The sequence below is a fragment of the Paenibacillus taichungensis genome, from assembly GCF_047302525.1.
Lineage (GTDB): Bacteria > Bacillota > Bacilli > Paenibacillales > Paenibacillaceae > Paenibacillus > Paenibacillus taichungensis_B.
The window spans coordinates 1,590,138-1,611,496 of record NZ_CP168020.1; the positions used below are offsets into that span (position 1 = coordinate 1,590,138).

The following is a 21,359-nucleotide window of genomic DNA, read 5'->3' on the forward strand; positions in this document are numbered from 1 at the left end:
GAGGCCGGTCTTGACCGGCCTTATGATTGTCAGAGTAGGAAAATTTGCTCAGGTCATCATAACAATTGTACAAGCTATGTAGTACGTGCTTGGGGATTAGCCCACGGCAAAAGCAAGAAGACTTCGTATCAACGCTCCCGTAGGAGCTTTTCTTAAGATTATGGAATGCAGAAGTTTCGGTGAAACTGAAGGATTCGATGATCCTAAGAAAAATTACCGCTAAAACGCGGTCATCTTCCTTAAATAAACGTCGTTAGACGTTTTTCTTACGTTTGCGGAACCACACTATATCAGGTATAAGGGTGATTACATGGGTGCAGCAACCCCCGTCGTTGAGTTGAAACAAATCACGAAGCGTTTCCCAGGCATTGTTGCCAACGACGCCATCAGCCTTCAGCTTCGTAAAGGCGAGATCCATGCTCTACTGGGCGAAAACGGCGCTGGTAAATCAACGTTGATGAATATTGTCTTTGGTCTCTATCAGCCGGATGAAGGTTCCATTGAAGTGAATGGCAAGCCTGTCATCATCGACAGCCCTAACAAAGCAATCGATCTTGGCATCGGCATGGTGCATCAGCATTTTAAGCTTGTACAGCCGTTCACGGTAACAGAGAACATTATTTTGGGATCTGAACCAAGGAAAGGTCTCAACATTAATTATAAAAAAGCTGCTGCTGAAGTGCAGCGTCTGTCTGAACAGTATGGACTCAAAGTGAATCCGCATGCCAAAATTCATGACATTTCCGTCGGAATGCAGCAACGTGTTGAAATTATAAAAACGTTGTATCGTGGTGCAGACATTCTTATCTTTGACGAGCCTACTGCTGTATTAACACCTCAGGAAATCAAAGAACTGATGGTAATCATGAAAAAGTTGGTGGCCGAAGGCAAGTCCATTATTCTGATTACACACAAACTGAAAGAAATCATGGAAATCTCCGATACGGTGACAATTATTCGTCGTGGTAAAGTGATTGATTCAGTTATAACATCAGAAACCAATCCGAATGAGTTGGCAGAAAAAATGGTTGGTCGCAATGTCACATTTAAAGTGGACAAGAAGCCAGCTACTCCAGGTAACAATGTGCTTGAAGTTAGCAAATTGACTGCCAAGAATAAAGAAGGTATCTCGGTACTGAACGAACTCAACCTGAATGTACGTGCAGGAGAGATTGTAGGAATCGCAGGTGTTGATGGTAATGGACAGAGCGAACTGATTGAGGCTCTTACCGGACTGCGTAAAGTAGATAGCGGTTCGATTCGCCTCGAGGGTAAAGAACTGTCTAATCATTCTCCACGCCATATTTCGGAGTCGGGTGTAGCCCATATTCCGGAAGATCGGCACAAACATGGACTTGTTCTTGATTTTTCTGTGAGTGAAAATATTGTCCTGGAATCGTACTATAAAGCTCCTTATACGCGTAAAGGATTTCTTAACTTCGAAGCGATCAAGAAGCAAGCGAAGCGTCTTGTCGAGGCATTTGATGTGCGTACACCAAGCATTGAAACAAAAGCCCGCTCTTTATCGGGGGGGAACCAACAGAAAGCCATTATCGCACGTGAGATTGATAAGAACCCTGAACTGCTTATTGCTGCCCAACCAACTCGTGGTTTGGATGTAGGTGCTATTGAGTTTGTTCAAAAACAATTGATTGCACAACGTGATCAGGGCAAAGCGGTATTGCTGATCTCATTCGAGCTGGATGAAATTATCAACGTATCCGACCGAATTGCTGTCATCTATGAAGGACAGATCGTGGGCGAGGTGCTGCCGGAAGAAACCAATGACAGGGAGCTCGGCTTGATGATGGCGGGCAGCACCCAAAAGAGAGGTACTGTGCATGAATAACGTATTAAAATGGTTTACCCGTGATTCATTTATATTACCTATTGTAGCCATCATTATGGGTCTGATCCTGGGTGGTATTGTCATGCTGATCGGCGGATACAACCCGATTGAAGCGTACAGTGCATTGTTTACGAAAGTTTTCGGAGACATGTATAACTTTGGTGAAGCGGTTCGGGAAATGACACCGCTGATTATGACAGGACTTGCATTTGCATTTGCGGCACGTGCAGGACTGTTTAATATCGGGGGAGAAGGACAATTTCTCGTCGGTATGACTGCGGCGACTTTTGTAGGCGTGAAGTTTGCAGGTCTGCCAATCTACATTCATGCTCCACTGGCTTTGATTGCTGGTGCAGTATTTGGTGGTCTGTGGGCAGCTATTGCCGGTTATCTGAAAGCAGCGCGTGGGGTTAACGAAGTTATCAGTAGTATCATGCTGAACTGGATTGGTCTGTATCTGGCCAACCTGATCGTGCGCCAATTCCTGCTGTTAAAAGGTGAAAATCGTTCGGTGGATATCAGTGATACCGCATCGATTAGTCTGACATGGCTTTCTGAGTTGATGGGCAACTCCCGTGTTCACATGGGAACCTTGATTGCTCTTGTCATGGCTGTACTCTTTTATATTTACATGTGGAAAACCAAACAAGGGTACGAGATTCGTGCCGTAGGATATAACCCGAATGCGGCAGAGTATGCGGGTATGCATGTCAATCGCAATATCGTTAAAGCCATGTTTATCAGTGGTATGCTTGCAGGTCTTGGCGGCGCATTCCAGGTACTAGGGGTGTTCCAATATCAGACCGTTATGTCGGGCTCGCCAGGAACAGGTTTTGACGGCATCGCGGTTGCACTGATTGGTTTGAATCATCCGTTTGGTGTGTTGCTGGGCGCGGTGTTGTTCGGTACGCTTACTTATGGATCTGCGGGAATGAGCTTTGCTGCGGATGTACCGCCCGAGATTATTCGGATTGTTATCGGTTCGATTATCTTCTTCATTGCGGCACAAGGCATCGTGCGCTGGGTACTTAAACCGTTCTATTCCAAGCGCAAGAAAGAGAAGGTGTTGTAGATGGACTTGTTGACAATTGGGCAAATTATCAATACGACGCTTGTCTTTGCCACGGCATTGATTTTTGCATCCCTGGGCGGGATTTTCTCGGAAAAATCCGGTGTGACCAACCTTGGACTTGAAGGTTTCATGGTATTTGGTGCGTTTGCTGCGGGGATTGCTGCGCATTATGCACAAGAAGCGGGTATGGGTGGAACGACGTCTGCCTGGATGGGGATTTTGTTCGCGGTTGTGCTGGGCGTAGTGGTTTCGCTGATCCACGCGGTTGCCTCCATTACGTTTAAGGCTGACCAAATTATTAGTGGTATCGTCATTAACTTTCTGGCAGCGGGAAGCACACTTTATCTGGTAAAGCTGCTGTTTGAAGGATCAGGCGATTCACCATTGGTACAAGGATTCAGTAAGTTTAATGTGCCACTGTTAAAGGATATTCCTTTGCTTGGGGAAGCTTTCTTCAAGAATGTGTACCCGACAACATATCTGGCTATTCTTTTCGTCTTTCTGACTTATTACATTATGTACAAAACCCCATTCGGTCTTCGTCTTCGCTCTGTTGGTGAACATCCAAGTGCTGCAGATACCGTTGGTGTTAAAGTGCGTCGTTACCGTTATGTTGCGGTGATGATCAGTGGTGCGTTGGCTGCTATTGGTGGAGCTGCAATCACGCTGACTACGACAGGCACATTCTCTCATAATACAGTTTCCGGTCAAGGTTACATTGCGATTGCAGCGATGATCTTTGGTAAGTGGAATCCGATTGGTGCCTTTGGGGCGGCTGTGTTCTTTGGTTTCTCGCAAGCTATCCGGAACTATGTACAGCTGTTCGAATGGTCTCAAAGTATTCCCCAGGAAATTATTTATATGCTGCCATACCTGCTCACCATCATCGTGCTCGTTGCGGCTGTTGGACGCTCTTCTGCTCCGTCCGCACTCGGGGAACCGTATGATCCGGGGAAAAGGTAACGACAGAAATTATGTTTTCCCGCATAATGCTTTACTTAAAAGGTTCGCCTCGTGCGAACCTTTTTTTTGTTTCATAAAGAAAATGAGCAGATTACCAGCTTACTTAACTTGTTATAGAGAAAGACACCCATATTTTCATTTAGGGACAAAGAAACAGGCGAAGCCAGCCCTGGACGAATACACTGTTTTGAACGATCCGAGGAGGAGGGGAAAGTATGAAACAACATGTTACGCGTGATGAAGCGATGAAATTAATAGGCAAAAATATTGTCGCGATCAAAAAAGACGGTACTCGGGTGACCGGAAGACTGTTAAAAGTATCGGGCAATAAATTGGTGCTGAAACGTGCAGTTGGCAAAAAGGTACACACCAAAGCTATTTTGCCATTGGTATTATTTGATTTACTCGCCGTCGCTACGCTTCCTTATGCTTACGGCCCTGGCGGCCCTGGATTCGGTTTTGGTCCAGGTGGTGGACCAGGATTTGGCCCGGGACCAAAACCAGGCCCGGGGTATGGACCGGGATTTGGTGGTGGATACGGACCAGGACCAGGACCAGGACCAGGATATGGACCCTATGGACCACGGCCACCAGGCTTTTTCTAGACCGATTTATAATGTTTTTTCCAACTCGTAACAGCGGCTTAACATAATGTATCGAATGGTGCTATATCCATTTTTTTGGTAAAATCGAAGGCCTTTTGTATTGCCTTCGTCAACCATCACTTTGGATCTTTTGCAACCACGAGATGCTGCAAAATTTTCCGCTTTGAGCAGCAAAGTCTGACCGTATTTCTTTCGCTGTTCTTTTGTGGCAACAGCCATCATATCCACATACAGCAGTTCACCGTGCATGAGAAAATGGATGAATGCGACAGCTTCGTTGTCAGGATTTTGTGAGACAACAAAGGTCATGCCCCTGTTCATTCGCAGGGGTATTTCTTTGCGTATTTTATTGATTTCACTTTCACTCATATGAGATAGAGGAACAAGTTGAGAGTCAATCAGCCTCATTATGGCGGCATCATCCAGCTTGGATTTACGTTGCCGAATCACCATTGGAAGCCTCCTTTCAGGACCAGTCGTGCTGCTCGTATATCCTATGCCTGAGGCAAGTTGAAAGGTGACTGAATGAAGTGTTGGGATTGGGGTAACGTTAAAGATGGAAGTTGAAGGATTAGGGACGTTCTGAATTTTTATACAAAAGGGGTATTGACTTATCGGTTGGAGGAATCATATAATGTTCCTAACATTTAACGAGAATATTTCATCGGCTATGAAGAGGACGAAGTTTTAAGGGCTCTTTTGCTCAGAGAGTGGCTGGAATTGCTGAAACCACCACCATTACCCCTTATATACGAGCTCACCTCGGAGCTGTTTTCCTGAAAAGCATTGGATGTCACTCCATTGGGTATTAGGGAAAATCGTATGTCTGCGTTACAGACAACAGGTATGGAGAACGGGTATATCCGTTTGATCTATCGTTTTTTGTACCTGGTAAGGTCCGTTATTGCGAAATTTCGGACAAAGTTGGGTGGTACCACGGAAGCAACAACCTTTCGTCCCTCGCAAGCATAAACTTGTTTGCAGGGATGGAAGGTTTTTTTTGTAACTTTAAATGTCATAATGATGTAAATTCCGAGAGGAGGATGACTGATGGGAGCTCAAATTCCAGAAGTACGATCGACAGATGAATTACGTGAAAAATGGATGAAGCCGGAGGTCATTAGCGGTTCCGAAATTCTGCTGAGAAGCTTGTTGCTGGAAGGTGTAGAGTGCGTTTTTGGTTACCCGGGCGGCGCAGTGTTGTACATTTACGATGCGATGTATGGTTTCGAGGATTTCAAGCACGTGTTAACCCGTCACGAACAAGGCGCCATTCATGCAGCTGACGGATATGCACGGGCGAGCGGAAAAGTGGGTGTCTGTATCGCTACCTCCGGACCTGGAGCAACGAATCTAGTTACGGGTATTGCAACAGCGTATATGGATTCCGTACCACTCGTAGTCATTACGGGGAATGTAATTTCCAGCCTGATCGGCTCAGATGCTTTCCAGGAAGCGGACATCACCGGAATCACAATGCCAATCACCAAACACAGTTACCTGGTAAAAGACGTAGAAGATCTGCCACGTGTCATTCATGAGGCATTCCATATTGCGAATACAGGTCGTAAAGGTCCCGTATTGATCGACATCCCGAAGGATGTATCGGCAAACAAAACGTTGTTTGAACCGGTGACTGAACCTGTTACATTGAGAGGGTACAACCCACGGACAGTACCGAACAAACTTCAGGTTGATCGTCTGGCTCAGGCGATTCAGGAAGCGGAACGTCCGATGATTCTGGCAGGCGGCGGTGTAGTTTACTCCGGTGGACACGAAGCACTGTTCGAATTTGTGGAGAAGACAGGCATTCCAATCACGACAACACTTCTCGGACTTGGAGCATTCCCGAGTGGTCACGAATTGTGGACCGGGATGCCGGGTATGCACGGAACATACACTTCCAATCAGGCGATTCAAAAATCGGATTTGCTCATCAACATCGGCGCACGCTTCGATGACAGGGTAACAGGCAAGCTGGATGGATTCGCTCCACATGCCAAAATTGTGCACATTGATATTGATCCGGCTGAAATTGGCAAAAACATCGCAACCGACATTCCAATCGTTGGTGATGTGAAAACGGTTCTCGAAATAGCGAACAAAGAGGTTCAACGTGCTGAACGTGCGGATGCTTGGAGAGATCAGATCAAACAATGGAAACAAGAGAAACCTTACAGCTACACAGATTCAGAGGAAGTATTAAAACCGCAATGGGTTGTGGAAATGCTCAATGATACAACCAAAGGCGAAGCAATCGTGACTACGGACGTTGGACAGCATCAAATGTGGGCAGCCCAATATTACAAATTCAACAAACCGCGTTCATGGGTAACCTCCGGTGGACTGGGAACGATGGGTTTTGGATTCCCTTCTGCAATTGGTGCTCAAATGGCCAATCCGGACAGACTCGTAATCTCCATCAACGGTGACGGCGGTATGCAGATGTGTTCTCAAGAACTCGCAATTTGTGCCATTAACAACATCCCGGTGAAAATTGTTATTATCAACAATCAGGTCCTTGGAATGGTACGTCAGTGGCAAGAGATCATCTATGAGAACCGTTACAGTCATATCGACTTGGCAGGCAGCCCTGATTTTGTAAAACTTGCTGAAGCTTATGGCGTAAAAGGATTGCGTGCAACCAACAAGGAAGAAGCCGAGCGTGCTTGGCAAGAAGCTCTGGATACACCAGGACCGGTCGTTGTTGAATTCGTAGTACGTAAGGAAGAAAACGTATATCCAATGGTTCCGCAAGGAGCGACAATCGATCAAATGCTGATGGGGGATGCTGAGGAATGATAAGACATACGATTTCGATATTGGTCAACGATCAGCCTGGCGTCCTGCAGCGGGTATCAGGGTTGTTCGGTCGACGGGGATTCAACATTGAGAGCATTACGGTAGGTCAATCCGAGGAACCGGGTTTGTCCCGGATGGTCATTGTAACGATTGGTGATGACAAAACGCTGGAACAGATTGAAAAGCAACTGTACAAAATCATTGATGTCATCAAAGTAGTTGATTTCAGTCTGAAGCCGATGGTTGCCCGTGAACTTGCATTGATCAAGGTCAAGGCAGAGCCATCCGAACGTCCAGAAATTCTGGGTGTGGTGGAGACATTCCGCGCATCTGTTGTAGATGTTGGTCCAGGCAGCCTGATTGTACAGGTGGTCGGGGATACAGATAAAATTGATGCGATGATTGAACTGCTTAAGCCATACGGCATTCGCGAACTGTCACGTACAGGCATAACTGCATTGGTACGAGGCAACGTTTAAGCAATTATATTGAGAAAAAAAGCATGGTCTGATGCTTATCGACGGAACGACAATGATGTGTTAGCAGCATTAAGCTGAGAAATACCGTTCATCTTAGATGAGGTGCCAGTCCCGTACAAGTTGCAATTTAACATTTTAGTGATGTAACGCTTGACTATATAGCCACACACCCGCATTAATGGGCGGGTGTCTGAACGGATCGGATCAGACCAGAGACGCTAAAGCAGGAAAAGCGTGCCGGTCCCTTGAGACACCCGCTCATTAATGAAGGGTTCTTTACAATACAAAGGAGGACTTATAAACATGCCAGTAACTACTTATTATGAACAGGATGCAGAGCTTAACGTATTGAAAGGAAAAACGATTGCGGTCATCGGTTACGGTAGCCAGGGCCATGCCCAAGCTCAAAACCTGCGTGACAGTGGATTGAACGTAGTCATCGGACTTCGTGAAGGTAAATCTTTTGACACTGCAAAAAATGACGGATTTGAAGTTCTGTCCCCGGCTGAAGCTACTAGCCGTGCAGACGTAGTGCAAATTTTGCTGCCTGACGAAACACAAGCTTCTGTATACAAAAACGAAATCGAACCAAACCTGAAAAAAGGCGCTGCATTGCTCTTCTCCCACGGTTTCAATGTTCATTTCGGTCAAATCGTTGCTCCAAAAGACAGCGATGTATTGCTGGTAGCTCCTAAGTCCCCTGGCCACATGGTACGTCGTACCTACGTGGAAGGATTCGGTGTACCGGGCCTGATCGCAATTGAACAAGATGCAACAGGTAAAGCCAAAGATATCGGTTTGGCTTATGCCAAAGGTATCGGTTGTACGCGTGCAGGGGTTATCGAAACTTCCTTCCGTGAAGAAACAGAAACAGACCTGTTCGGTGAGCAAGCTGTTCTGTGTGGTGGTGTAAGCGCCCTGGTAAAAGCTGGATTCGAAACATTGACAGAAGCGGGTTACGCTCCTGAAATGGCATACTTCGAGTGTCTGCACGAATTGAAATTGATCGTTGACCTGATGTATGAAGGTGGACTTGCAAGCATGCGTGATTCCATCAGTAACACAGCTGAGTACGGTGACTATGTAACTGGACCTCGCGTAGTAACTGAAGATACGAAGAAAGCAATGAAAGAAGTTCTGACAGATATCCAACAAGGTAAATTTGCACGTGACTTCATCCTGGAAAACCAATCCGGTCGTGCATTCCTGACAGCAACTCGTCGCAACGAAGCTGAACACCCAATCGAAGTGGTGGGCGGACAATTGCGTGAGATGATGCACTGGATCAAGAAGTAAGCATGCACTTTAACGTAATCTAGTAAACTTACAGCTTCAACCGGGAATAGCGGCCGTGCATATGCGTGTGCCGCTATTACTGGTTTAGAGGAACATAAAATACAAGTCTAGGAGGTGCGAGGCGTGCGTAAAATCTATGTATTTGACACAACGCTGCGTGATGGAGAACAATCCCCGGGGGTCAATCTGAATACTCGTGAAAAGGTGGAAATTGCGCACCAGCTCGAGCGGCTTGGTATTGACCGGATGGAAGCCGGTTTCCCCGCGGCCTCTCCAGGCGATTTGGCGGCAGTTAATGCAGTAGCCAAAGCGGTCAAAAACGTTACCGTCATTGGCTTGTCCCGTTCCAGAGAGCAGGATATCGATGCGGTGAAAGAAGCGTTAAAAGGTGCTCAGGACCCGTGTATTCACATCTTTTTGGCAACTTCGCCCATTCATCGCCAGCACAAATTGCGCATGGATCGAGCTCAGGTTCTCGATACAGCTCGTTCCGCAATTCGTTATGCGAAGAAAACTTTTTCGAAGCTCGAATTCTCGTTGGAGGACGCAGGTCGTACCGAGTATGATTTCCTCGTTGAGATGGTAAATATGGCTGTGGAAGAAGGCGCAGCTGTTGTAAATATCCCGGATACGGTGGGCTATCTGAGCCCATATGAATACGGAAATATTTTCAAACATCTTAAGGAAAATGTACACAACATTGATAAGGTGCAGCTGAGTGCACACTGTCATAACGACCTGGGGATGGCAACTGCCAACACACTTGCAGCCATTCAGAATGGAGCCGATCAAATTGAGGGCACCATTAACGGCATTGGTGAACGTGCAGGTAATACCGCGATTGAAGAGATTGCCATGGCACTGGAGACACGTCAGGAATTTTTCCAGGCGAAAACTTCGCTGCAACTTTCTGAAATTGCTCGGACCAGTCGTCTCGTGAGTCGTTTGACGGGTATGGTTGTGCCTGGCAATAAAGCAATTGTTGGTGCGAATGCGTTTGCACACGAATCCGGAATTCACCAGGATGGCATGCTGAAGGAGAAAACAACCTACGAAATTATGACGCCAGAGACCATCGGTCTGAAGGAGAGCAAGCTCGTACTGGGTAAACACTCGGGGCGTCATGCCTTCCGTGAGCGCTTGATTGAGTTGGGTTATGAACTGGAAGATGAAGCATTGAACCGTGCTTTTGCCCAATTCAAAGATCTGGCTGATAAGAAAAAAGAAGTGACTGATGAGGACTTGCTGGCGGTCATCGAAGAGAAATTGCAGGATGCACCTGAGGTGTTTAAACTGGAATCCATCTTTGTGACGTATGGTGATGAATCCACTCCAACGGCTAAAGTTCGTATTGCTACACTTGATGGTGATACGGTGGAACAACAAGCAGAAGGAAATGGATCGGTAGATGCCATCTATAATGCGATTGACCAAGTGAGTGGGGAAGATGTAACTCTATCTGACTACTCGATCAAATCGGTTACGCATGGTAAGGACGCATTGGGTGAGGTACACGTCGTACTTACTCAAAACCAAATATCTGTACAAGGACGTGGCGTTAGCACCGATATTCTGGGTGCCAGTGCACGCGCTTATGTCGATGGATTGAACAAGTTGATTGAGAAACGCAAGACCTACACGAATCGCGTTAATGTGAACCTGTAACACATCATTTGCAGCAAGCAAAGCTCTTCATTGGACTGGAATTCGTCTGGCTGGAGAAGCTGAGATGGAGTTCCCAGCCCTAAGTATTGTAGTTCAGTGAGGTACATAAAAAGTCTGACCCTCAAAATTTGAAGGTCAGACTTTTTTGTTGTTACTTATAGGATAATTGCATTATTATTTAGAGCGTTTTCCTTGAAATGACGTACCCAGTTAAGCCGATAAGCTTTTACCAAGCATAAGCGTTTGGAGCTTGTCCTCCCGGACCGGGGAAGATTTCATCCAAACGTTTGAGGACCGTTTCATCCAAAGGTACATCCAAACATTTGAGCGCAGTTTCAAACTGCTCCAGTGTACGTGGCCCAATAATGGGTGCGGTAACTGCCGGATTGGCGGCAACCCAGGCCAAAGCTATAGTATCCTGCGGTTCGCCGAGTTCGCGACAAAGTGCTGCGAATTGTTCCAGCTGAGTTTGATGGGACTCAATCCGTTCAGCAATGCCACCACTGCGTGTACCTTCCAGCTTCTGGAGCGCATTACGTCCGAGTAACCCACCGTCCAGCGGACTCCATGGGATAACGCCAAGACCCAGTTCTTTCGCTGCGGGTAATACTTCCAACTCAGGCAAACGGCAGTTAAGACTGTATTTATGCTGCTCGGATACAAGACCGAGGAAATGGCGATTTTTAGCTTCACTTTGTGCAACGGCAATCTGCCAACCAGCAAAGTTGCTCGAACCTACGTAACCAATTTTGCCCTGATGGACAGCATTCTCGAACGCGCCCCACAGCTCGTCCCACGAGATGGCGGGATCAACATGGTGCATCTGATACAGTTCAACATGATCGGTTTGCAAGCGGCGGAGTGAACCTTCCAGATGCCGTCTGATTTTGTAAGCAGAGAGACCTGCATCGTTGTTTGGACCGTCTGTATCGTCGTGCATGGAGCCATAGACTTTGGTCGCAAGAACGACTTTTTCACGTCTACCGCCGCCCTGTTTAAACCAGCGCCCAATGATCTCCTCGGTGAGACCCGAATTTTCGCCCCATCCGTAAATGTTAGCGGTATCAAAAAAGTTCACACCAGCATCGAGTGCCGCATCCATGATACGGAATGCCTCTTTTTCGTCTGTGGCAGGACCAAAGTTCATCGTGCCGAGACAGATCCGGCTGACTTTAAGACCTGATTTTCCCAAGTACGTGTATTGCATGATTGCAATCCCTCCTGAGTTACCTGAATTTGTCTTCAGGCTTTATTTTAACTCAGTCAGAGGTACAGAACAACCAATCTTAAACCGCTTATAGGTAAAAACTATTAAAGTCATAGATTGTATATCTTGGTCAAATGACCTCCGAATATGATACAAAAGAGAGAGTTAAAAATGACACGTTAATCATTGAAGTGAATAACCGAATGAATGGATATAAGGAGTGGACAACCCATGGCAGACGTAAAAAAAATTGCAGTTATCGCAGGTGACGGAATCGGTCCTGAAGTCGTAGCGGAGGCAGAGAAAGTTCTCAAACGTACGGAGGAAGTGTTCGGATACCGTTTTGAGACAGAGCATGCGTTGTTTGGTGGAATCGCCATTGATGAGAAAGGTACACCGCTTCCTGAAGAAACACTGACAGTATGTAAGAGCGCAGATGCTGTGTTGCTCGGAGCCGTTGGTGGTCCAAAATGGGACAACAACAGCAAGGAATTGCGTCCGGAAACAGGCTTGCTTGGCATTCGCAAAGCGCTCGGATTGTTCTCGAACCTGCGTCCGGCAGTGGTATTTGATTGCTTGAAGGATGCTTCCACCTTGAAACCGGAAGTGCTGGAAGGTACGGATCTGATGGTCGTGCGTGAGTTGACCGGTGGAATCTACTTTGGTGAAAAGTTCAGACGTGAAGGTGCACAAGGTGAAGAAGCAGTGGATACATGCGTATATAATGTAACCGAAGTGGAGCGCATCGTTCGTCAGGCGTTTGAAATTGCCCAAGGACGTAGCAAAAGACTGGCTTCAGTAGATAAAGCCAACGTGCTGGAAACTTCCCGTCTTTGGAGAGAAGTTGTTAACCGTGTAGCACCGGAATATCCGGATGTTGAAGTGGAACATGTGCTTGTAGACAACTGCGCAATGCAGTTGCTGCGTCGTCCATCCAGCTTTGACGTTATCGTGACTGAAAATATGTTCGGAGATATCCTTAGTGATGAAGCAGCGATGCTGACAGGTTCGATCGGCATGCTGGCATCTGCATCGCTGGGTGAAGGTAGCTTTGGTCTGTATGAGCCAGTACACGGTTCAGCGCCGGATATCGCAGGTCAAGGACTGGCAAACCCGATCGCAACGATCCTTTCGCTGGCATTGATGTTCCGTACAACCTTTGGTTATGCCGAAGGTGCTGACGCAATTGAAGCAGCTGTGTCTGATGTGCTGAATGCGGGACATCGTACAAGCGACATCGCTGTAGACAAGAGTAAAGCGATCAGCACGACAGAAATGGGCGATCTGATCGTCGCGGCAATTCAGAAACAGGCTTAATAATAGTAACAACAGTACAGCCCTTTGCTCCGATCCGGAATTGCAGAGGGCTGTTCCTTTATGATTTTTGCCACGAAAAATCCTTATTTATAATTATTATAATAAAACAACGATTATAATCTTGACTTTGAGAAGTCCGGATGATAACATTTTACTTGTACTTGTTATCAAGTAACAAACCCATTTTAATTACAGGAAAAGAGTTCTCGTTTTTCTTGATGATGAGCATTCAACTAGAGTGCTTACATAATCCCAAAGGAGGAATTGTTAGTTATGGCAGAACGTTTGGTTGGTAGACCCGCACCGGATTTTGCAATGGAAACAGTATCGGGAGATGGACAAGACTTTGGTTCCGTAAAACTGTCCGATTATCGTGGCAAATGGCTCGTATTTTTCTTTTATCCTTTGGATTTCACTTTTGTGTGCCCAACTGAAATTACAGCTTTGAGTGATGCTGCTGAGCAATTCAAAGCTTTGGATACTGAAGTTCTTGGCGTGAGCGTTGACTCCGTACACAGCCACAAAGCTTGGATCAACACACCTAAAGACAGCAATGGTCTTGGTCAATTGAACTTCCCATTGGCTTCTGACATCACGAAACAAGTTGCTAAAGATTATGGCATTCTGATCGAAGAAGAAGGCGTTGCACTGCGCGGCTTGTTCATCATCGATCCAGAAGGCGAATTGAAATACCAAGTAGTTAACCACAATGATGTAGGCCGTAGTGTTGAAGAAACACTTCGTGTACTGCAAGCTCTGCAATCCGGTGGATTGTGTGCAATGAACTGGAAACCAGGCGACAACAACCTGTAAGCCTGATTGAACTTGAACGTTTATGGTTCAAGCCCTCATCCCTCATGGGATTGAGGGCTTTTTGCACCCTTTTGCTAGAATGTAAGCCCTAAAGGAAGAAAAGTGTTTAAACAGGGACGTAAACGTGGTAATGATGTAATAGAAGAAAGCCTTCATTTTATCTCTGGAAAGAGGAATCGAAGGGCCTCAAGGCGAATAGGGTATGGAAACCCGGTAAATATTCCGGTGCTCTGCATTTATAATTTGTACATGAATGTGATACACTGATGGAACTATTCCTTTTTCGGAAGTGCTTGAAGTGTACGGGACTGCTATCCATTAAAAAGTCTCGGCACGTTATAAGGAGGGTGAACAAAAATGAGTTACTGTTGTGGGGCAAGTATGGTGGGAACAAAGGGCACGCTGAAGCATTACCGCACCCAGGTTCATAATGTTCCCCTGCTGTTTTGTCCGGTGTGTCACCGGGTAGAAGTGCATTATAAAGTGGAAAATGAATATGAAATTTTGGCTGAATATGCGCATGGAGATGGTGCGTCGGAGATTGATTTTCAAGATTACGTGACAGAAGATGAAGATGCGATTTTTGAAAATTGCGTGAATCGTGAAAGCGAGGATGCTATGGTCATTGTGCAGCGTCAGATCGACATGTCTCTGGATCTACTTCGTCTTGCCAAGGAAATGAAGGATGAGAAGTGGGAAAGCGAACTCAAGCGTCGCTTAGCCGTCATGAGTCAGCGCAGACTCAAAATTCAGCATAACAAGAGTGGACTATAGATTGAATTTAATTATTTAAAATTTAAACTATACGAACGAGGCTTATTCGCTAATCGAGCGAAAAAGCTTCGTTTTTGTTGTATATAGAAACTAATTCACGGTTTTTCTTAAAATAATTTCCATTCGACACTTTCTCCGATTGACTCCCTTCTATAAACTTGTCTATGATAAAAACAGACTTGCAAAAGAGGCGGAGCAAAAATGTTCGTGTTTGGGAATAGGAGAAGGTTAGAATGGAACAGACGTATAATGTTTTCCGGATCGACTCTTGGTTACCCGGAATAGACCAGCTTGGGTTCCGGACATGCCATCCATATTTTCGGCTCTGCCCCCTAATGAAAGGGCACCGGTAATGAAAAATAAAATCGGCCCTTCCTGTTTCTGTGATGATATGATGTCCGAATGGCAAGTTTATCATTTACGTGAAAAGGAGGAACCTGACATGATTAGTGAATTTCAGGATACAGTGCCTCGACCAACGAATGGATTCCCGCCTGTACATCTGGATAACAACAAGTATGAGAATGTCCTGGAACATCTGGATAGCGGTATAATGTTGTTTGACAGTAACGGTGTATTGACGTTTATTAACGTTCAGATGGCAAAATTGTTGGAGCTTCCTAGGAGTCTATTGAGCGGCTGCACCCTGATGCAAATGTTGCATCATCCACAGATGAGCCGATTCAAGAAAAAGAAAATTTTACGCATCTATCGGGAAACTATCTTTCATCGTAAGCGCTATCATGAATTGATTGACGAGTATGGCAGGCATTGGCTGGTTACAGTAACGTACGGGGATCAGATGGATGGGGACTTCCTCTTCAGTGTGAAGGATGTTTCCGATTATAAACAAATTGAGCAGACCGCTTATCAAAATGACAAACTTGCAATGTTGGGGCGGATTTCGGCATCTATTGCCCATGAGATTCGCAATCCTTTGACGGCTATCCGCGGATTTATCCAGTTGCTTCGTCCTCATTTGTTGCAATTGGGGAAAGACGAGTACGCTCGAATCATTCTAACGGAGATTGACAGGGCGAATGACATTATCTACGAATTTCTGAATTCCTCCAAACCGTCAGCTCCTCAGAAGACCATTATGTCTGTTGACTCTTTGCTCAAAGAGGTGGTCTTGCTGACCGAAAGCGAAGGATTAATGAAGGGGTGCGAGATAACCCTGGATGAAGCAGAAGTCCCGTTAAATGTGTCCATTGATGTCAAACAGATTAAGCAGGTAATTTTGAATATGGTTAAAAACGCAATGGATGCTATCGAGGATGTGGGCGAAGAGCACACTGGCTTGATTCAGATCTCCACGGGAACCGAGAACAAGTATGTGCAGATCTCCATTGCTGATAATGGACAGGGGATGGACCACAACACCCTTGTCCGCCTGTTTGACCCGTTTTTCACCACTAAGGAGAGCGGAACAGGGCTGGGACTTTCCGTGAGTTACCGCATTATCAAGAATCACGGAGGCACCATCTCTGTGGATAGCAAAAAAGGGGAAGGCACCCGATTCATCATCATGCTTCCATTGGTGTAAAGACAAGATCACTGCGAACAGGAATTGGCTAATCGCCGGTTCCTGTTGTTTTTTGTTGGGACGATTAGGGTTATAGTTAGAATGAATGCGAATACATAGCTCAATTTACGGGAGGTAGAACCAATTATGAATATCCAGGGAATGGAACAAATGAACAAACAGCTAATGGACCATGTAGGAAAGATCATTGTGGGAAAAGACCATACGATTGAGCTTGTGATGACAGCCATCATTGCTTCAGGACATGTCCTACTGGAGGACGTGCCCGGTACGGGAAAAACCTTGTTGGCAAAATCAGTAGCATCTTCACTGGATTGTATCTTCCAGCGTATTCAATTTACACCGGATCTGTTGCCATCTGATTTGACGGGTATTCATTTTTTCAACCAAAAAGAAGGTGACTTTGAATTCAGACCTGGCCCCCTGTTTGCCAACTTGGTGCTGGCAGATGAGATTAACCGGGCTACACCACGTACCCAGTCCAGTTTGCTGGAGTGTATGGAGGAACGGCAGATTAGTATTGATGGTTCGACCAGACAGCTGGAACGACCGTTTATCGTCATTGCCACACAAAACCCAGTAGATAACCAGGGAACTTTTCCGTTACCGGAGGCACAGATGGATCGTTTCATGATGAAGATCCGAATGGGCTATCCAAGCAGTGAAGAAAGTGTGGAAATTCTGAGACGTACGGTAGCGAGCCGTTCTGTTGCCGATCTGTCCGCTATCATTAGTCGCGAGCAGCTGCTTGAGGCACAGAGCACTTATACATCGGTCCAAATCGACGAAGATCTATTGCGATATATTATCCGTCTGACAGAAGCGACTAGGCAACATCCCGAGCTTTCACTGGGCGTAAGTCCACGAGGAGCTCAGGCGTTGCTCAAGGCAAGTCAGGCCTGGGCTGCTTTACATGGCAGAGACTTCGTTCTCCCTGATGATATTAAAATATTGGCGGAGCCCGTGCTAGCCCATCGACTTGTATTCCGCAACCGGGTGAGGCAACAAGATGGCTTGGCGGAGCGTATTATTCAGGAACTTCTGAGCCAGACTGAAGTGCCGACGGAGAATCTTGCTACAGGCAGCGGGCGATAACATATGGCATTACTATGGCTAGTCATTGTCGGAGGCATTGTTATTGGAGTACACGGCATATGGTTCGGCCGTCCGGCTTTACGCAAGCTGAAGTACACCAGACAATTCAGCAAAATGCGTTGTTACGCCGGGGATGAGCTGGAGATGGTTGAGACGATTGCGAATGAAAAACGAATATCGGTTCCATGGCTCAGACTTGAAGCTATGATGCCAGTTTCATTTGTATTCCGTTCCGGCTCGGGCATGGATATCAGTCAGGGAGATATTTATCAGAATCATAAAAGTATCTTTACTTTGAAACCGTTTACCCGTATTACGCGCAAGCATCCTTTTGTATGCAGCAGACGTGGGATCTACACGTTAAACACTGTAACTATGACCGGAGGGGATCTATTTGGCCTCTGGCGTACTTCGAAGCCAATTCCCGTTCATCTGTCGATGGTTGTATATCCTTCACTTGTTCATGCGGAGGATCTGCCTGCGATCTATCAGGTATGGCAGGGTGAGGTTGAGGTATCCCGTTGGATTGTTGAAGATCCTTTTCTGATTCTCGGGGTACGACCGTATGGTGCGGGTGATCCGATGAACCGTATTCATTGGAAAGCGAGTGCACGCACAGGAGAATTGCAGGTTTATAAGCAGGGATGGACTGCGGACCCTCAATCCTGGATTGTGGTTAACATTCAGGAGTCAGCAGATATGTGGAGTGTCGTTACCCGCCCGGAGATGATCGAACGGGCACTTCGTTATGCGGCAACAGCAGCGGTAGATGCGATTGGAAGAGGATTACCCGCAGGGTTTGCTCATAATGGCTATCGTGTGAGTGGAGGGCGCGATCCATTGCGGATTGAGCCGGATTACGGCAGTCCTCATCTGGAAATGTTACTGGAAGCTATGGCAGAGACGGAGCTGAAATGCATGGTTCCCATGGAGCAGTTCCTGAGTGATGAAGTAATACGGAATGAAGAGGCTCAGCAGGTTCGCAGTTATCTCTTAATTACGTCCTATGTATCTCCAGCTATGGAACATGAAATTGCGCGTTTGCATGAGCAAGGCCACCGTGTGACCATACTCCCAGTAGAAGGCGGGAAAAGCGATTCCAAGGCGGTGAGTGCATGAATGAGTCCAACAGCAACAGCATCAAAGAAAAACTACTTTTATCCATATCAGCCGTTCTGTTGATTGGGGTATATTTCTATCCGCTTTTAACGCTGACTTCCCTTTATGCAACGGGACATTTGCCATACACATTAATGGCTATCTTTGTTATTGCTGGCTGGTTAGGTCAGTGGGTACAGCACAGGTTACCAACCATCAGCGAAAAAAACACGTTTATTCGATGGGGTGCAGCATTGCTAATGGGACTGTTGGTCTCATTGGTTATCGCACTAGTACGGGCATTTCCTTTACCTGAGTTGCTGACGGCAGTGGTATGGGGTGTTATTTCAGCCTATATTGGGTTGAATTTTCAACCTGTCTTCCGTTCGATTTTGATTTGGCGCTTGCAGATTTGGGGTGTAGTCAGTGCAATTGTGCTTAGTGGGGCGGCCAATGGAATTGAATTTATGCAACCTCTTCTTGCTTACACCGGAACCATATATGCAGCGGGAGTAATCGGTTTTGTTGGCTGGCTAGTAGGCCAGTACAGTGTGCAGCTGGATCGTGCGATATTAAATGATGGCTCAAAAAGGATCGTGTTACGTGAGTTTGCCCGGGCGAATCACCAGCGTCTGTTATGGATGCTGATTGTAATCGCTGGAATTGGTGCTTTTCCCAGTCTTGTTGCCTGGCTAGGACCATTGCGTGACCGTCTGCTTGCTTGGATCAGAGGTTTAATAGGCTCGAGTTCCAATCAGGAACCTCCTATTACGCCTACAGCTCCAAATGAACCGCCAATGATACCTGAAGGGATGGAACCAGCAGGGGAACCCTCTATTTTCTGGGATATCCTGGGTTGGGTAGTCATGGGGGCTGTCGCAGTTGTGATCTTGTGGCTTATCCTGCGTTTGGGGCAGAAGGCGATAAACAAACTTATGGAGCGTTTCAAAGGGCTGATGCAGCCCGGTCAGAAGAAGGTAGAACCCCGGACGGAGTATGTGGACATTAGCGAAACGTTAGAGGCGCCTGCAAAAACGCGCAAATCCTGGTTCAGCAAGAAGGAGTCGCTGCCTTCACAGGAAGCTGAACGTGTTCGATTTTATTATCGAAAGTGGATCGACAGAGCTGCACACCGGGGCGTGCATATACAGGGTGCACATACGCCACTGGAGGCTGCGGAGACGATTGTTCAGCATGGAGCCAGAGAAGATGACCAGAAGCTCTCTGCAATGCTACCAGATACCTATAACGCTGTGCGCTATGGGAAGAAATCTCCAGACGATTCCGAGATGAGTGAGATTGATCGGATATGGAAATCTTATCGAAGTAAATAAGTCGGGAATCCCTTTACTTTTCTTGTTACGTTCAAGTATCATGAGAGGAATACACAAGTTGGTCAGAAAAGGAGCAGACATTAATGAAGACAAATCATTGCAAAATAGTAGATTGTACAATCCGTGATGGCGGATTGGTAAATAACTGGGACTTTAGCGTGGACTTTGTTCAACAGCTCTATGCTGGATTGAATGAAGCCGGCGTTGATTATATGGAAATTGGATACAAAAACTCACCTAAGCTCTTGAAAGGTGCAGAAGAAGCAGGACCATGGCGTTTTCTGAATGATGATTTCCTGCGCAAAGTTATTCCGCAAAAAGGTAACACCAAACTGTCTGCACTCGTTGACGTTGGACGTGTGGACGAGAATGACATTCTGCCACGCAGCGAAAGCATGCTGGATCTGATCCGTGTAGCTTGCTACAGCAAAGATGTAGACAAGGCACTTGCTCTGGTTCAAACATTCCACGATCGTGGATATGAAACAACGCTGAACATTATGGCATTGTCTAATGTTATGGAAAATGAATTGCTGGAAGCATTTGAACTGATCAAGGAAAGTGCTGTGGATGTTGTATACATAGTAGACTCCTATGGAAGCCTGGATCATAACGATGTGAAATATCTGGTGGAGAAGTTCAAAACTCATCTGCCGAACAAACGTCTTGGCGTTCACACACACAATAACATGCAACTGGCGTTCTCGAACTCGTTGGTAGCAGCTGAGCTTGGCGTTGAACTGCTGGATGCCTCCGTATACGGTATGGGACGTGCTGCAGGGAACTGTCCGACTGAACTGCTTGTTGCTCATTTGAAAGGCACGAAATACAATCTTCGTCCAGTACTCGGTGTATTGGAGCAATTGATGGTCCCTCTCCGTGAAAAAGAAGAATGGGGTTACATTTTGCCTTATATGATTACAGGTACATTGGACGAGCATCCTCGCTCGGCGATGGCACTGCGTTCGTCGGAAGACAAAGATAAGGTTGTTGATTTCTATGATAAATTGACAACACCAGAAGTGAATTTTGACAAATAAGCTTGTTGCATAATTCTTGAAATTGACTTCCAGTCATCAAGAGAAGGGATCTAATGCGTCTATGACTTTAGCGCTTTAGCGTTTTAAGTCGAATGGTGCAGATGTGGCGAAAATTAGTCTAAAATACAGTTGCAATTTAAAAAGACATGGACTCCAATGGGGGGTTCATGTTTTTTTTAGTTCTTATTGCCTTGTTTTTCTACATATCTATGAATAAATATTCCTAGGAGTGCTCATTTTTTTTGTTCACGTCTGCGGAAATAAATGTTATTATGTACCAGATAGCATGTATTCGCATGTGAATTGAACGTTGGTAGATATAAAAATGTCGAATATTGTAACAATGTAGATTTATATCGTTAAAGTTATTTCAGGATAGGTGATCCCGGGAAGGAAAACACGGC

At 46.1% G+C, this 21,359-nt stretch carries 18 protein-coding genes; 16 read left to right on the top strand and 2 right to left on the bottom strand.

Annotated elements, in window-relative coordinates:
• Positions 1 to 310: 310 nt before the first annotated feature.
• The 4 genes from ACDJ58_RS07455 (at position 311) to ACDJ58_RS07470 (ending at position 4,489) form a co-directional block, all read left to right on the top strand.
• The gene (locus tag ACDJ58_RS07455) at positions 311 to 1,849 is read left to right on the top strand and encodes an ABC transporter ATP-binding protein (protein WP_413376807.1); all 1,539 of its coding nucleotides are present in this window, start codon (positions 311 to 313) and stop codon (positions 1,847 to 1,849) included.
• Complete coding sequence (locus ACDJ58_RS07460; RefSeq protein ID WP_413376809.1) at positions 1,842 to 2,921, top strand: ABC transporter permease; 1,080 nt, start codon at positions 1,842 to 1,844, stop codon at positions 2,919 to 2,921. Before ACDJ58_RS07455 ends, ACDJ58_RS07460 begins: the two co-directional genes overlap by 8 nt.
• Positions 2,922 to 3,884, top strand: a complete 963-nt coding sequence (locus tag ACDJ58_RS07465; RefSeq protein WP_413376811.1) for an ABC transporter permease — start codon at positions 2,922 to 2,924, stop codon at positions 3,882 to 3,884.
• A gap of 215 nt (positions 3,885 to 4,099) precedes the next feature.
• A complete protein-coding gene (locus ACDJ58_RS07470) occupies positions 4,100 to 4,489 on the top strand; it encodes a hypothetical protein (protein ID WP_413376813.1) in 390 nt (129 codons plus the stop codon).
• Between the two features lie 6 nt (positions 4,490 to 4,495).
• On the opposite strand, the gene ACDJ58_RS07475 is transcribed toward ACDJ58_RS07470, so the two are convergent.
• Positions 4,496 to 4,939 carry a GNAT family N-acetyltransferase gene (locus tag ACDJ58_RS07475; protein WP_163759649.1) on the bottom strand — a complete coding sequence of 148 codons (444 nt, stop codon included), beginning with the start codon at positions 4,937 to 4,939 and terminating at the stop codon, positions 4,496 to 4,498.
• A 600-nt stretch (positions 4,940 to 5,539) separates the two neighbouring features.
• Between ACDJ58_RS07475 and ilvB the strand changes: the two genes are divergently transcribed.
• The 4 genes from ilvB to ACDJ58_RS07495 all read left to right on the top strand — a co-directional run bounded on the left by ilvB (position 5,540) and on the right by ACDJ58_RS07495 (position 10,731).
• A complete protein-coding gene (ilvB, locus tag ACDJ58_RS07480) occupies positions 5,540 to 7,291 on the top strand; it encodes a biosynthetic-type acetolactate synthase large subunit (protein ID WP_413376815.1) in 1,752 nt (583 codons plus the stop codon).
• Positions 7,288 to 7,770: an acetolactate synthase small subunit gene (gene ilvN / locus ACDJ58_RS07485; protein WP_024628317.1), complete on the top strand. Its 483-nt coding sequence runs from the start codon at positions 7,288 to 7,290 to the stop codon at positions 7,768 to 7,770. The genes ilvB and ilvN overlap by 4 nt, the downstream gene beginning before the upstream one ends.
• A gap of 303 nt (positions 7,771 to 8,073) precedes the next feature.
• Positions 8,074 to 9,066, top strand: coding sequence for a ketol-acid reductoisomerase (gene ilvC, locus ACDJ58_RS07490; RefSeq protein ID WP_053780427.1), 993 nt, complete (start codon positions 8,074 to 8,076; stop codon positions 9,064 to 9,066).
• A 123-nt stretch (positions 9,067 to 9,189) separates the two neighbouring features.
• Positions 9,190 to 10,731: a 2-isopropylmalate synthase gene (locus ACDJ58_RS07495; RefSeq protein WP_413376817.1), complete on the top strand. Its 1,542-nt coding sequence runs from the start codon at positions 9,190 to 9,192 to the stop codon at positions 10,729 to 10,731.
• A gap of 226 nt (positions 10,732 to 10,957) precedes the next feature.
• Here ACDJ58_RS07495 and ACDJ58_RS07500 read toward each other — a convergent pair whose 3' ends face one another.
• Positions 10,958 to 11,938: an aldo/keto reductase gene (locus tag ACDJ58_RS07500; protein WP_413376819.1), complete on the bottom strand. Its 981-nt coding sequence runs from the start codon at positions 11,936 to 11,938 to the stop codon at positions 10,958 to 10,960.
• A gap of 231 nt (positions 11,939 to 12,169) precedes the next feature.
• On the opposite strand from ACDJ58_RS07500, the gene leuB reads away from it, so the two are divergent.
• The 8 genes from leuB to ACDJ58_RS07540 all read left to right on the top strand — a co-directional run bounded on the left by leuB (position 12,170) and on the right by ACDJ58_RS07540 (position 20,955).
• A complete protein-coding gene (gene leuB / locus ACDJ58_RS07505) occupies positions 12,170 to 13,255 on the top strand; it encodes a 3-isopropylmalate dehydrogenase (RefSeq protein ID WP_053780430.1) in 1,086 nt (361 codons plus the stop codon).
• Positions 13,256 to 13,528: 273 nt separating this feature from the next.
• Positions 13,529 to 14,068, top strand: a complete 540-nt coding sequence (locus ACDJ58_RS07510; protein WP_024628322.1) for a peroxiredoxin — start codon at positions 13,529 to 13,531, stop codon at positions 14,066 to 14,068.
• A 357-nt stretch (positions 14,069 to 14,425) separates the two neighbouring features.
• Positions 14,426 to 14,842 carry a hypothetical protein gene (locus ACDJ58_RS07515; RefSeq protein ID WP_024628323.1) on the top strand — a complete coding sequence of 139 codons (417 nt, stop codon included), beginning with the start codon at positions 14,426 to 14,428 and terminating at the stop codon, positions 14,840 to 14,842.
• Positions 14,843 to 15,284: 442 nt separating this feature from the next.
• Positions 15,285 to 16,388: an ATP-binding protein gene (locus tag ACDJ58_RS07520; RefSeq protein WP_413376822.1), complete on the top strand. Its 1,104-nt coding sequence runs from the start codon at positions 15,285 to 15,287 to the stop codon at positions 16,386 to 16,388.
• A 126-nt stretch (positions 16,389 to 16,514) separates the two neighbouring features.
• Positions 16,515 to 17,483, top strand: coding sequence for an AAA family ATPase (locus tag ACDJ58_RS07525; RefSeq protein ID WP_413376824.1), 969 nt, complete (start codon positions 16,515 to 16,517; stop codon positions 17,481 to 17,483).
• A 3-nt stretch (positions 17,484 to 17,486) separates the two neighbouring features.
• Positions 17,487 to 18,602 (top strand): DUF58 domain-containing protein, encoded by a 1,116-nt coding sequence (locus tag ACDJ58_RS07530; RefSeq protein ID WP_413376826.1) that lies wholly within the window; start codon positions 17,487 to 17,489, stop codon positions 18,600 to 18,602.
• Positions 18,599 to 19,915, top strand: a complete 1,317-nt coding sequence (locus ACDJ58_RS07535) for a DUF4129 domain-containing protein (RefSeq protein ID WP_413376828.1) — start codon at positions 18,599 to 18,601, stop codon at positions 19,913 to 19,915. Before ACDJ58_RS07530 ends, ACDJ58_RS07535 begins: the two co-directional genes overlap by 4 nt.
• Positions 19,916 to 19,998: 83 nt before the next feature.
• Entirely contained in the window at positions 19,999 to 20,955 is a 957-nt protein-coding gene (locus ACDJ58_RS07540; RefSeq protein ID WP_090895136.1) for an aldolase catalytic domain-containing protein, read from the top strand.
• Positions 20,956 to 21,359: the final 404 nt, after the last annotated feature.

Bases quoted from the DNA above. Each gene is read 5' to 3' on its own strand.
- ACDJ58_RS07515 (WP_024628323.1), top strand. From the start codon at position 14,426: ATGAGTTACTGTTGTGGGGCAAGTATGGTGGGAACAAAGGGCACGCTG.
- ACDJ58_RS07535 (WP_413376828.1), top strand. From the start codon at position 18,599: ATGAATGAGTCCAACAGCAACAGCATCAAAGAAAAACTACTTTTATCC.
- ACDJ58_RS07455 (WP_413376807.1), top strand. From the start codon at position 311: ATGGGTGCAGCAACCCCCGTCGTTGAGTTGAAACAAATCACGAAGCGT.
- ACDJ58_RS07530 (WP_413376826.1), top strand. From the start codon at position 17,487: ATGGCATTACTATGGCTAGTCATTGTCGGAGGCATTGTTATTGGAGTA.
- ilvC (WP_053780427.1), top strand. From the start codon at position 8,074: ATGCCAGTAACTACTTATTATGAACAGGATGCAGAGCTTAACGTATTG.
- leuB (WP_053780430.1), top strand. From the start codon at position 12,170: ATGGCAGACGTAAAAAAAATTGCAGTTATCGCAGGTGACGGAATCGGT.
- ACDJ58_RS07460 (WP_413376809.1), top strand. From the start codon at position 1,842: ATGAATAACGTATTAAAATGGTTTACCCGTGATTCATTTATATTACCT.
- ACDJ58_RS07465 (WP_413376811.1), top strand. From the start codon at position 2,922: ATGGACTTGTTGACAATTGGGCAAATTATCAATACGACGCTTGTCTTT.
- ACDJ58_RS07525 (WP_413376824.1), top strand. From the start codon at position 16,515: ATGAATATCCAGGGAATGGAACAAATGAACAAACAGCTAATGGACCAT.
- ACDJ58_RS07500 (WP_413376819.1), bottom strand. From the start codon at position 11,938: ATGCAATACACGTACTTGGGAAAATCAGGTCTTAAAGTCAGCCGGATC.
- ACDJ58_RS07510 (WP_024628322.1), top strand. From the start codon at position 13,529: ATGGCAGAACGTTTGGTTGGTAGACCCGCACCGGATTTTGCAATGGAA.
- ACDJ58_RS07540 (WP_090895136.1), top strand. From the start codon at position 19,999: ATGAAGACAAATCATTGCAAAATAGTAGATTGTACAATCCGTGATGGC.
- ACDJ58_RS07520 (WP_413376822.1), top strand. From the start codon at position 15,285: ATGATTAGTGAATTTCAGGATACAGTGCCTCGACCAACGAATGGATTC.
- ilvB (WP_413376815.1), top strand. From the start codon at position 5,540: ATGGGAGCTCAAATTCCAGAAGTACGATCGACAGATGAATTACGTGAA.
- ACDJ58_RS07470 (WP_413376813.1), top strand. From the start codon at position 4,100: ATGAAACAACATGTTACGCGTGATGAAGCGATGAAATTAATAGGCAAA.
- ilvN (WP_024628317.1), top strand. From the start codon at position 7,288: ATGATAAGACATACGATTTCGATATTGGTCAACGATCAGCCTGGCGTC.